A 12,827-nucleotide genomic window follows, 5' to 3' on the forward strand; every position below is an offset into this window, starting at 1 on the left:
ATAGTTGAAACTTTTTTTCTCATCAGCAAATGCCGCGTCTGCCCGTTTTTTCCCCCAGTGAGTTGTACACATCTCCTTTGTCTTGGAGTACATAAGTGAGGGAGGACGGACCCATCCGTAATGGAAGATCTCTGCATCCACATTCGCAACTCTTATCTTCTGACCGTTTCTCCGGAATGACTGCGCACTCTCCCAGGATTCTATCCCCAGATGATTCTTGATAATTCTGATCTCCCGTGGGTACCACGCGTGACTGACATAGTAATGATCGTAGTCTCCCCAGAAGTGTTTGTACTTGAAGAGCAGCCCTTCGACTTCAGAATCATTTAAAAGTTCTTCACATCTCTTTTGAATTACAGGGAGATATTTCTCATGCACCACTTCATCAGCCTGAACATAGAAACACCAGTCCCCGGAACACTCTTTGAGGGCGATATTGGTCTGCTGGCCGTGAATATGCCCCTTGAGCTTCTCTCTGTCAGTCCATTCAGTGTCGATAATACGCACCCTGGGATCATTGATTTCTGCAACGATCTCCCTGGTCCTGTCATCATCATCACCCTTGCCGATAGCAATGATAAATTCATCACAGACAGGAAGAATCGATTTAATCGACTCTGCAACAGGATAGTAGAGTTTCTGGGCATTGCGCGCAAAGGAGAACCCGCTAATTTTCATCAGTCCAGCTCCATTCTTTCTTAAAGGCTTGTGCACTGAAAAATTTACAGTGCAGTAATATCATTTATGCTTTCATGTACCGCTATCAGTTAGTTTTAAGTGTCCTGTACTATAAAAAAATCTCATCTTCTACCATATACCTTATCAGTACAAGCGCTCCGAACAGTATAATGTTTCCTGAAAAATAGTTAAAAAGAAATCTACCACTCATTCATTCCAGATTCCGGATCTGGATTTCTTGCGTGCTTTTTCTCCCACATTTTGGCATACTTGGCAAACACATAAAACGACACTATAACCGAGTTGATCAACCCTTTTGGTCCTGCAAGAAAACCGCCTTGAAAAAAGAAACATTTAACAAAACGGACAAGCGGGTTCAGGATAAGATGCAGAAGTATAGTAAAATCACTCCTGTCCGGCTTACTGCCTGCTGACTGGGAGGAAAACCTGTTCATCTTTTCTATCTGATGGGTGAGATCACGATAGGTGAAATGAATGATATCCTTTTTAAGATGCATCGTTGATGCATCCCTGTTCATCACCACTTTGTAATGTGGCTCTTCCCCACCCCATGAGCCTTTTGTGCGGTCAAATAACCGGATCTTTGTATCAGGGTACCATCCGCAGTATTTGAAAAAACCATTTACATAGTAGTTCAACCGGTTCACTGTGTAGGAATCAGCAGTAAAGCCGTCCCTTTTCATGGTATTTATCTTCTCTGCCAGTGATGGTGTAACTCGCTCGTCAGCATCCAGGAAGAATACCCACTTGTGGGATGCCAGACCTGTGGCATAGTTTATCTGTTCGATTATCTTATCCGGTTTGCGCTTGAATATTCTGGATGTGTAGCGGGAAGCGATCTCCAGGGTTTTATCAGTACTGAAAGAGTCCACCACAACGATTTCGTCACAGAAAGGTTTGAGGGATTCCAGACATGCTTTGATGTTTTTTTCTTCATTGAGGGTGATGACTACACCGGAGATTAATTCCATTGGAAATCCAGAAGATGCCTTTTTTAAGGATTGAGTTAATTTGTTGAAAAATAATAAATCACAGTACCAATGAAGGTGATTTACTGCTCAACCTGCTTAAGCGATTATAAAAACAAAAAAGCAGTCTGTCCCCAATCATATTTTCCTGATTGCAGGGTTCCGGTAATGCTTCGGTCTTAATAGATCCACTTTATAAGGAGAATTATAGATGATCCCTCAATCCCAGAAATCCCTCATGTTATCCGGCTCTCTGTACGATCCCCGTGATCCTGAGCTTTCAGAGGAACGGCTCAAGGCAAGGCTTTTAATAAAGGCTCTGAATGATTCAGGGGAGGATCAGCCTGAGGAGCGCAGCCGGATTTTAAAAGAGCTTCTCCCCCATGCCGGAAAAGGGCTCTGGATCCAGCCGCCCTTTTATTGCGATTACGGGTATAATATCAAAACAGGTGAAAATGTGTTTTTTAATTTCAATTGCGTGGTGCTCGATGTGATGCAGGTGACAATCGGGAAGATGTGCCTTTTCGGGCCTGGAGTACAGATTTATACTGCCACTCACCCGATGAATCACAGGCAGAGAGCCTCGTGGCTGGAGTTCGGGAAACCGGTAACAATCGGTGATGATGTTTGGGTTGGTGGAGCTGCGGTGATCTGCCCGGGAGTCAGTATTGGAAACAGGAGTGTTATAGGGGCTGGAAGTGTGGTAGTAAAGGATATACCGGAGGATGTTTTTGCGGCAGGGAATCCGTGCAGGGTTATCTATAGTTTGATGAATAAATAAAAAATTAAGAATCAGCGCCTCTGCAAATAACTCCGGTGAAGCGCTCTCTGCGTTTTAAACATCTGAAACAAAGCTTGCAAATCAATTTCCCCCACTCCTCCCCTTTCAGGGCTAAAAATTCGGATTCCCCTCCCCTGACTTACTCTTCTCTTTTCCTGTTCAGCATCATTAATGCTTGTGGCCGAAAAGAAGATATGATAGAATGGATAAATTGGGCCCGTTTGTTGCTTATAAACTCATTTTTGTTCAAAAAAATTCACCCAGGGCAACTTGGAATACCTTAATTTATTTATGATGTCTGGACTGATATTATAGAATAGGATCTCTTGCAATGGATGAGTTGTCCGAGACCGTTTCACTGTCAGAAAGTGAAATGCTGCCGGTTGAACTGCCTGAACCGGAAATGATTGCCTCCGGAGTTGTAAAATCAACACTGGGCAAAGGAGGCGCGTCGGTTGTATACAAAATCTGGAATCCCCAACTTGAAGTTTTCAGGGCTGTAAAGCTGTGGCGTCTGGTCCAGACCGAAAAATCTCTCAGCCGCTTTGAGCAGGAGATTAAAATAACCGCCAAGCTCAAACACCCGAATATCGTTGAGATCTACAGTGCCGGCAAATGGAATGGCTTGCCATACATGGAAACAGAGCTGATCACAGGGCATGATCTTAAAACCCTTATCAATCTGCGAGGTGCTTTTCCGGAAATCGTAGTATCTGCAATCGCCCTCTGTATCTGCCGTGCTCTTATTTATGCGCATAACCACCTCTACAATCTCTCAGGCGCCACATACAGAGGTGTAGTACACTGCGATATCAAACCGGCAAATATCATGATATCCGATTCCGGAGTTGTCAAATTGATGGACTTTGGAATTGCCCTTCCTTCAAACAACACAAACCACTCAGAAGGCAGTTCTGTTATAGGCTCTTTGCAATACATGGCACCGGAACAACTGGAATCAAAAACCGTTGATCCAAGAAGTGACCTTTACTCCCTCGGAGTCCTCCTTTACGAGCTTTATTCCGGCCAGAAAGCATTCCCGGCCGACACTCGCGAAAAACTGATACAGAAACGGAAAGCCGATGATTTTGTTCCACTGGATTGTCTCGATGTAAACATTTCCCAAAAGGCCAGAAGCTTAGTTGAAAAACTGATGCAGAAGGATCCGGAAAAACGTTTCCAGAGCGCATTTGAGCTTATGGAGGAGTTACAGAAGGTTTACTGGAAAAGTACCGATCTTCAACCCCACAAAATCATATCCGGTTTTCTTGAGGGCGGGAAAATGGAGCTTAAAAAAGAGAGGGATCTCAAAAAACTCCTCATTCCGGTACTGTCAGGCGTCTGCATCCTGTTCATTGCTGTTTTTCTGATTACAGGCATCAGTAAATCCGACAGATCATCAAAGGCCAAAGATGTAAAGTCTGTTCCCGTCTCATCAAAGATTGACAGTAGACAAAACATAAATCAGGTCGATAGAAGCAAACAGCCTGAAGAAACAATTAAATCCCGTGCAGTTTCCAGCTCAGGTACTGTTCCGGTAAAAACTACTCCACAAAAGCCAAAACCGCAGATTAAAAAAGAGGTATCAAAAGTTCAGAAGAGAGAACCTGCCCCTGCAGTAGAAAGCATAGTAAAAGAAAAAGCAGAAGAAAAGGCTGCTGTAACCCCGGAATTGATTCTGGATAAAATAAGCATTCTGATAAAAGAAGGAGAAATTTCTTCTGCCGAAGGAATGGTTCATGAGAATTCACTAAATGATGGTGAGTATCATCTTTTGCATGCAGAGATACTGTTTAAAAAGGATCAGTTAAAAGCTGCCATGGCAGAAGCAGAGAAAGCCCTGCGTGTACCATCGGGCCGGCTCTCATCTACAGAGCTCAGGAACAGATTTTTGTACCTTAAAGCATGTATTCTGGCCTCAGAATATGACAGGTTTCCCCAGGAGCAGTCCGGGCAGGCTGCCATGGAGGCCTGGTATGAAGTCAAGTATGCCTATCGTTCCAATGTGTCGCATCCTTATTATGTCAAGGCTGACAGGGAGATTCGCAGAATCAGTTCATCCATTCAATAGCACAGTCAAATGGAGAGAGTTTCATGAAATACTTATTCGGGTTAACAGGTACCGTCTTATCCATATTCAGCAGCATTTTTGCTCAGGATTTTGTAGAGTTAAGCGGTTCACTTCCTGAACGCCTGTCATCTGAGAGACCCTATCTCGTAGTAGCTGATATCTATGTCTCTCCGGGATCAACGGTTACTATCGATGCAGGGACGGTGTTGCTGTTTGAAGGCTTTACAGGGATGCATGTTCAGGGGACTCTTTATGTAAAGGGAGAAACTGACAAAAATGTCGTGTTCACTTCCAAAAACGACCGTCAATGGAATGAATCTTCAAGTATCGATGCGGCACCTTATGACTGGAACGGAATAGATATTTACGAAACTGCAATCGGGACCGATTTTACACAATGTGTCGTACGTTATTCGGTTTACGGTATTAAATCTCAGACTGAGCACTTTAAAATCAACAATTCTCTTTTCAGCAGCAACGGTAAAGCGGATGTAACTATCAAGGGTGAAAAACTTGAGGTGCAGGCCAATAAAGCTTTTTCTTACGGACTTGTTGCTGCACCTGAGGTGAAGATTCCTGAACCGGATCAACTGGCTGAGGTCAGTTCCGACACGATGAACAAACAGGTAAAACTGGTCAGTGAAAAACCGGAAAACAGATCTCAAGTAAGAATCCGGGTATTGCGTTACACGAGCCTTGCCGCAGCACTGGCATCGGGTACTGCAACCGCATGGTACTACAAGACCAGATACAAGAGTGCTGATCAGAAGTTGAAAGATTTGTCTGTGCTTGACGAAATAGAGATGCAGGTATACACATCCAGGGACTGGGAGAGTGCAAAAAGTGACAGAAACCGGGTGATGGTGCGATGTGTAAGCGGTGCTTGTGGTGCAGTAATTGCCCTGGGAGGGTTCGCACTGTCCTTTGCATTTTAAATCTTATCCAGAGCAGGTTAGATTTATGAAAAGATTGAATTATTTACATGTTTTTTGCGTACTGGCGTGTCTGTTTTTTACATGCACGAATCTCACCAATCCATTTCTGGATAAAGAGAGGGCGATGGCGAAGATTGCTGACAGCAGCCTTGGTTCTCGTGACACTGTAAAAATATTCTCCACATACAATGTCAAAGTCAATCTCTATTTAAGGGAGCATCTGGACAGCTTTAAACTCCATATCGACAAAAACCGTCTGTTTGGTCCTGATACGGTTGTACCGGAAAGCAAATTTCAATCAAAACATAGCTTTTCATTTTCAGTTTCATTTTTCGACACCGGCCGGCAAAGTATTCAGGTGATATCTTACAAAAATGACGGAACGGTTGTTACGGACAGCCGCGAAGTGTATGTAAAATCTCCCCTGCATCAGGCTGGAATAAAAGGCGGGATCGGAGATTCGATTCGTCTGAGCACAAAGCCGGTTGGAGACCAGGTAATTTATGTATGGGATTTTCACAACGGTATCGTAATAAGGGAGTACAGTCCTTCCGTAAAAATCGGAATTACATCATCATTTACAAGCCAGGTCGGTGAACTGTACGTTGAGGATCTGAAGAAGCACCGTTCCCCCTCTGTATTTTTCTCAATTGTTAATTCAGACCAGGCTGAACTTAAGGTTGTATGCATAAATGATTCGGTCCTTTCCGATTCCGTATATTCAACCACATCGTCTTTTAAATTCAGCCTTGAGGTTTCCGGGGCACAGCGTCTGAAGAGTGCAAGGGTAAATGGGAAAGCATTCAGCGACAGTCTCAGGATGGGTGAACTTTTCGTGCTCAATTATAATTTAAAAGGTCTCGACACAATTACAAAACCGGTTAAGCTCGATATCTCCGTGACTGACAATCTTAACCGTAATTTCAGCAGATCGTTTTTTATCCATTACGTGAAGATTCTTCCGGTCATAAATGTACTCTACCCTGTTGACAGTATGCAGACTTCTTCCACTAAGTTGAATTTGCTGGGCAATATCGGCAACTTTGATCAATACAGCAAATTGTACCTCCTTGTAAAGAACAACGGTGCGGATCAGAAAAAAATCCGGATTATGCAGGATAACCCCGTTTTTTCCATTAACATCAACCTCCCCAACCGCACCAATCACATATCGCTTATTGTATTCCCAGATTCCCAGACAACCGGAACGAGACTGGCAGAGACCGATTTTTATGTTTTCTATAATCCGGAATTTGTAGACACCACCGCGCCTCAGATAAGAGGCAAGCGATGCAACGGGGAACCGGTTGAAACAAACTATATAAGCCGAACCGATTCCATGCTCCTTGAACTGGACATTGTAGACAACAGCAAACTAACAGTGACTGTAAACGGGAAAAAAGTCAGCAAGAAAAGTGATGATCTCTATTACAGCACAAAGGTTTTTATTGCACACGGTGCAGAGAGCACACCGATTTACATCGACGCCACCGACAGTGCAGGGTATTCAACCAAAGACACCCTTTTTGTAAAGCACAACCGGCTGCCCGTATGGATCAATACACCCTCCTATTCGGTTATCACAACAGGCAAAGAGTCAGTCTTTGATATATCAGTATCAGATCCTGATAACGACTCTCTTTTTGTCATCATGACCATAATCGACAGTACCGGAAAGTCTGTTATTCTGAATGCAGGAGAAGGAAAAGTCTCCTGGACTCCTCAGTTGTCCGATGTCGGTTTTTATGATGCTGTTATAAGAGCTACTGACGGGTTTGAATCCATAGAGAAGAGTTTTGTGATCGTGGTCAAGGGGATTGTGGCTGTACCGGTCAAGTTCCTTACATCTGAGGATGATTTCCCGGATACTGTTTATATCGGTAAATCGATAAATGTGACTCTCAGGGAGGTTCCTCTTACAGGTACAAAACCTTTCGAGTATGCCGCATACTTTCTGGACAGCAATGGAAAGATAGTAAAGACCATTCTCAAGGGATCCGACAGCCTTGTGCAATGGACAGCAGAACGTGCCGATACCATAGTACAACAACTGAAGGTGACTGTGAAAGACAGTTGCGGCATGATGGATTCTATTGTTACAGATATCCTTGTCATGAAAGAGATAGTCGCTTTCCTGAGATGGGAGAACATACACGCGACATTCAAAGAGGGAGCTTCTCAATGGGATCCGGTAAAGCTGATCATGACACCGGCATTGGAGTCCAGAGTGTCTATTCCATATACAATTTCATTTCCTGCAACAAATGATGCTGCAGACAGCTCTGATATAAGCTCTCCACTGAGCGGGAAATTTGTATTCGATGCCGGGGATACGGTCGCGGTTCTGAATCCGGAGATATTTGATGACTCGATACCGGAAGTCACCGAAAGATTCGAAATAAGGGTAACGGAACCTGATTCTGTTAAATTCAGAACCGAATCTAACAAGGTATTCTATGGAGAGATTATAGACAATGACATAGTTTTGTTCTATTTCAATGAAACTGAGGCCGCAGTAGTGGAGACAGACACCACCTATCCGGTCATTATTAAACTGTCAAGACCGGTTGAGAAGAAAGTTGAGTTTATCTGTGTGCTGGATGAGAGCAGTACTGCCACCGCCGGGAAAGATTTTACTTTAGACAACAATTATTACAGGGTGACCTTTGATCCTGGTGATGTGCAGGCTGAGATAAAGATCCATATCAGGCAGGATCAGCTCCAGGAGCAGGATGAGACTGTAATACTGAAACTGGTTTCCGATGATCCATTCACGGTTTCCAGGGATAATCAGGATTTCACCCTGACCATTCACGATGATGGTGATGTGGCTGCATTTTATTCATTTACCATCGAGGATTCATCCGGTTCCGAAGCCGTGCCTGAGGTAAAAGTAAAGGTAAAACTCGATAAGCCGCTGGATATTCCGGTGGTGCTTCAACTCTCCGTTACAGACAGCAACATGATATCTGGTTACGACTACAGGGTTAATAACGGGTCTGACACGCTGATTATTGCACAAGGCACTACAGAGCGGGAATTGGTAATCAGTATAGTTGATGATACAATCCCTGAGGACAGAGGATTTATCAGAATCGATCTGAGTTCCAACTCAGACATTGTACAGCCGGGTGAAATAACCAGTTTTCGTTACAATGTTACTCCTAATGAAATCCCTGTCATGTTCAACGGTACCTATGTGGGTGGTAATGAGTGGCCTGCAACCTATACGATCACTGTCAGAGTCGAAGGGAATCTTGAGTCGGACCTGATAGTGTATTATAAGGCCGATTCCACTTCCACTGCCACCGAAGGGAGTGATTACACAATAAGTAATCCCTGTCATTGTGTGACAATTCCACGCGGCAACAGTCCATCCGCGAATATGGAGTTCAAGACACTTGATGATGACCTTATTGAAGGCTTTGAAATCATCAATTTCGTCTTGACTGAGGTTTCAAATAAAAAAATCGCATATATTCGGAAAGACCAGTCGGTCTGCACGGTTAGAATTGATGATAACGGGAACGATTACAGATAGTGGTAATGGAAGATCAGAGGGTAAACCTCTGATCTTTCCTCTCCCCTCTGTCTCTTGTCCTCTGTAAGCACAAAGTGCCCCTGCGGGCTTTGTTCATACTTCTTAGCCCAACTTTCATTAAAAAGGGAAATCAGGACACTTCTAAAGCGACTACTATAATTATCTGATGTTGTCATTCAATTGAAATTAATACAGCAGGTGTCATCCGATTCGTTATAAAACGATTGCGACTTTACATGAAGCGACGAGGTGTGAATTTCGATTCCGGTACCGACCCTGAAAACAAACATTTTAAGCTTGACATAGGGTGTTTATTAAAATGAGACTAACAGCCACCGGCTGTCATTTGTAGTTCTCTAAAACATCAACAATCCTTTCACTCGCCCTCCCATCCCACAAATCCGGTACCCCGCACTCTTTCCATCTCTTCTCGAGTGCATCATTTACATACCCTGTTATCTTTTCCGGATTTGCACCTGCAATTACATTGGAACCAGTACTTACTGTAACGGGTCTTTCCGTATTCTCCCGCATCGTGACACATGGAATTTTAAGAGCTGTAGTTTCTTCCTGCAGCCCGCCGCTATCGGTTAAAACCACGCTTGAGCCACTCCAGAGAGAAAGAAATTCATTATAACCCAGAGGATCCATCATGATCAGCCCATTGGATATTTTCTTCTGCTTTTCAGGTGAAACTGTCTCAATATCGATATTGAATTCAGCGATGTTTTTCCTGGTTCTTGGGTGACATGGGAAGATAACAGGGACTTTACCGGAAATATTCTGTACCGCATTCATCAGTTGACGCAGTACCTCAGGATTATCGACATTTGAGGGGCGGTGCATTGTCATACACACATACTGCTCCGGCAGGAGATCTTTGAGTCTCCTTACAGATTCACTCACAGTATTGTCGGATAATCTTTGCAGCTGATAAAAAAGGTTGTCGATCATCACATGACCCACGAAATGGATACGGTTTTCCGGATGACCTTCCGAAAGGAGATTTTCTGTGCCCTCCGGCTCAGTTGTAAAAAAGAGATCGGAAATCGCGTCTGTAGCTATCCTGTTTATCTCCTCAGGCATGGTACTGTCGCGTGAGCGGAGTCCGGCTTCGATATGTGACAGGCCGATATTGAGCTTTTTTGCTACCAGGGCCGCAGCAATTGTCGAGTTTACATCACCGACTACCACGACTATGTCAGGTTTCTCTTTAAGACAGACCTCTTCAAATCTGGTCATTATATTGGCAGTCTGAACCGCATGCGAGGCAGATCCTGCCTCAAGATTATAATCCGGCTCACGGATTCCAAGCTCATCGAAAAAAGCACTTGACATTTTGTGATCATAATGCTGCCCGGTGTGAACCAGAACCGGTTGTATCGATGAATTTTTCTTTTCTATTGCCCTTAATACAGGTGCGATTTTCATGAAATTGGGACGGGCACCCGCAACCAGAATGATTTTTGCCATTTTTCTGCCTTTACCTGAGATTCCATTAATCTGACTATTGAAAAATACCTTTTTCCCGGATCTTTATGCCGACCCCGGAGAAAGCAGTCTTCTGATATGTTATTTTAGCCACAGGTCAGGGTGAAAGGATTATCAACCCTGGGATCAAATCAAAATGATTATCATAAGTCACTAATCTTGAACCGGTCTCAAGTGCAGTTGCTGCAATCCAGATATCATTTGTTGGAATTGGGGTACCCTTCTTTTTAAGATCAGAGACAATGATTCCGTACCGTTCAGCGATTTCGTTATCAGGAGCCTTCAGTTCTAACCCAACCTGATCTAAAAATTCCTGAAGTTCCCTGATATTACGGCTGGACTGAGTTCCAATGTAAAAGCCTGCGTATAACTCCCCTATTACTATCGTAGGAACAATTATATTTGATGCTTCTTCAAACAGAGAAACTACTTCCAACTTACCCCTTTTAAACTCGGAATATGCATTGGTATCGATACAGATATTCATTATTTCCACATCTCACTGTCAATCTGCTCAAATATCTTTATGTTCTCCTCGAATTCAGCAAATTCCCTTTCATCCCAGGTACCCGCCAATGATGAGAGATCTCTTCTTTTTTTCCCACCACCAGAGAGCCCAAGTCCCTTCTGAAGGAATTCTAAAACTGTCTTGTTGATGCTCTGGCCCCTTCTTCGGGCAAGATCCCGAATAAGCTGTTCAATTTCCACAGGAATATCCCGGAGTGTAATCTGACTCAAATTATGCCTCCAGTGAATCAAAATATAGTGTCATTATTAATATAACGTCTTTTAGATTACGTTTCAAGGTATAGTCCAGTAAGACATAATCGATAAACTTGAAAACAGATCCCTGAGATTCAACAATAATGAAGGACTCAACAATTCACATCAGATACACCTCTTTCAGATTACCCGAAGTTCAACAGAGGAATTAGAGAAATAAAGATATCAAAATCAACACCAAACCGATGACGATTCCCTGAAACAAGCAGTTGAAGCCCAATATATGGGTGTGTCTTAAACCTGGGAACTATCCGCCTCCTCCATTATTTACATCACTCTAAAACCTCAGTATTTCTCTTACTCACCTTGTGGAACATCATAGTAAAACAGATATTGTTTACAGCTCTCCCCCATTCTTATATTATTGAATCCTTGAAAAATCATAGTTTTATACATGTTTTCAATACTAAGAAGGGTAAAATGGGACACAGACATTTCTTTTCAATCCCTGTAATAATCTTTCTCCTGATCTCTGTTTCCTGCGATAATCCGTCATCTCTATCTGATACTCCCGATGACCCCTCAATTGACCTTACAGGAACATGGAAATGCTTTTTTGGATGGAACGGTGAAGAAGGTTTGATGATCCTTGATCAGACCGGGGAATCTATTAGTGGTAAATATACCTTTAATAACGGACAGCTTGAAGGTACCCTGAAAGCCGATACTTTCACTTTTAAATGGTGGGAGTTTGCACTGGATGGTTTTCCATACGATAGTGCCGAACAGCATCACCGGGGTCCCGGATTTTTTGTGGTTAAAAAAGCAGGAGATAGTCTGTATGGAAAATGGTGCAATGAGGATGACGAGGAGTGGAGTTCTTCGGAGTGGATCGCTGTGCGGAAAAGTAAAAAAATAGATAAATCGGCATTTGTAATAGATACTACCACCTCCCCATCAGCACAATTAACCGGGATGTGGTATTCTGAATGGGGAGATATTCTTTTGACACAGGTTGGAGATTCTGTATTTGGTCTCTATGGCCAGTATGATGATTGCGGCAGGATTGCCGGAGAACTGGCAGGTTTACGTCTCACTTTCTCATGGTGGGAAGGAGAGAGCATCGAGGTTTCATGGAATGAGTCGGAGTCTCGCGGTTACGGAGAAGTAAAAGTATCAAAGGATGGAACCTTATTTGATGGGTTATGGCGTTACGAAAACTCCGGTTACTGGGTTGACAGCCCGTTGTGGGGAGAAAAATTCAGTGATGAAGTTGATAGCAGCAACTTTATCGGCGATTCAGATACCGGCAAAATCACAATACCATCAGATCCGGGGTTGTATCTAAGCTCAGATGAATCAAACGAGCTTCTTTTTGTGAGCAAAGGTGATGATGGCTCATCTCTGTTTTTCCATGGGACAGAAGACAATGGTTTGATGAAGCCTACTCATGTGATTTTCCGAGATAATGCAGGTACTTTATCCGCAATTATTCTTCATGACCTGATGCCGGTGCAGTGGATTCTGGACACCATGACTGTGGCGGTTTACAATCTGGAAGACACACCACAGTTTGATCCAAAGAATGCTTTTCATGTTATTCGGCACGGCACAGAGG

Annotated in this window: 10 protein-coding genes; 5 read left to right on the forward strand and 5 right to left on the reverse strand. The window is 43.4% G+C overall.

Annotation, left to right across the window (positions count from 1 at the left end; translation table 11 throughout):
• Both GX089_04330 and GX089_04335 read right to left on the reverse strand, forming a co-directional pair.
• Positions 1-678 (reverse strand): glycosyltransferase (locus tag GX089_04330; GenBank protein ID NLP01701.1); only part of this gene is annotated, 678 nt, incomplete at its 3' end.
• Positions 679-878: 200 nt separating this feature from the next.
• The gene (locus GX089_04335) at positions 879-1,670 is read right to left on the reverse strand and encodes a glycosyltransferase family 2 protein (protein NLP01702.1); all 792 of its coding nucleotides are present in this window, start codon (positions 1,668-1,670) and stop codon (positions 879-881) included.
• A 208-nt stretch (positions 1,671-1,878) separates the two neighbouring features.
• Here GX089_04335 and GX089_04340 point away from each other — a divergent pair, with 208 nt between their 5' ends.
• The 4 genes from GX089_04340 (at position 1,879) to GX089_04355 (ending at position 8,995) form a co-directional block, all read left to right on the forward strand.
• Positions 1,879-2,448: a sugar O-acetyltransferase gene (locus GX089_04340; protein NLP01703.1), complete on the forward strand. Its 570-nt coding sequence runs from the start codon at positions 1,879-1,881 to the stop codon at positions 2,446-2,448.
• A 331-nt stretch (positions 2,449-2,779) separates the two neighbouring features.
• A complete protein-coding gene (locus GX089_04345) occupies positions 2,780-4,519 on the forward strand; it encodes a serine/threonine protein kinase (protein ID NLP01704.1) in 1,740 nt (579 codons plus the stop codon).
• Positions 4,520-4,542: 23 nt separating this feature from the next.
• Positions 4,543-5,454 (forward strand): hypothetical protein, encoded by a 912-nt coding sequence (locus GX089_04350; protein NLP01705.1) that lies wholly within the window; start codon positions 4,543-4,545, stop codon positions 5,452-5,454.
• 25 nt (positions 5,455-5,479) lie between these two features.
• Positions 5,480-8,995 (forward strand): hypothetical protein, encoded by a 3,516-nt coding sequence (locus tag GX089_04355; protein NLP01706.1) that lies wholly within the window; start codon positions 5,480-5,482, stop codon positions 8,993-8,995.
• 342 nt (positions 8,996-9,337) lie between these two features.
• On the opposite strand, the gene wecB is transcribed toward GX089_04355, so the two are convergent.
• The 3 genes from wecB to GX089_04370 all read right to left on the reverse strand — a co-directional run bounded on the left by wecB (position 9,338) and on the right by GX089_04370 (position 11,224).
• Positions 9,338-10,468: a UDP-N-acetylglucosamine 2-epimerase (non-hydrolyzing) gene (gene wecB, locus GX089_04360; GenBank protein NLP01707.1), complete on the reverse strand. Its 1,131-nt coding sequence runs from the start codon at positions 10,466-10,468 to the stop codon at positions 9,338-9,340.
• A gap of 115 nt (positions 10,469-10,583) precedes the next feature.
• On the reverse strand, positions 10,584-10,973 hold the full coding sequence (locus tag GX089_04365; protein ID NLP01708.1) for a type II toxin-antitoxin system VapC family toxin: 390 nt from the start codon (positions 10,971-10,973) through the stop codon (positions 10,584-10,586).
• Positions 10,973-11,224, reverse strand: coding sequence for an antitoxin (locus GX089_04370; protein ID NLP01709.1), 252 nt, complete (start codon positions 11,222-11,224; stop codon positions 10,973-10,975). The genes GX089_04365 and GX089_04370 overlap by 1 nt, the downstream gene beginning before the upstream one ends.
• A 465-nt stretch (positions 11,225-11,689) precedes the next feature.
• Here GX089_04370 and GX089_04375 point away from each other — a divergent pair.
• On the forward strand, positions 11,690-12,827 hold a 1,138-nt coding region (locus GX089_04375), incomplete at its 3' end, for a hypothetical protein (protein ID NLP01710.1).

It is taken from the genome of Fibrobacter sp., from assembly GCA_012523595.1.
Classification (GTDB): Bacteria; Fibrobacterota; Chitinivibrionia; order Chitinivibrionales; family Chitinispirillaceae; genus JAAYIG01.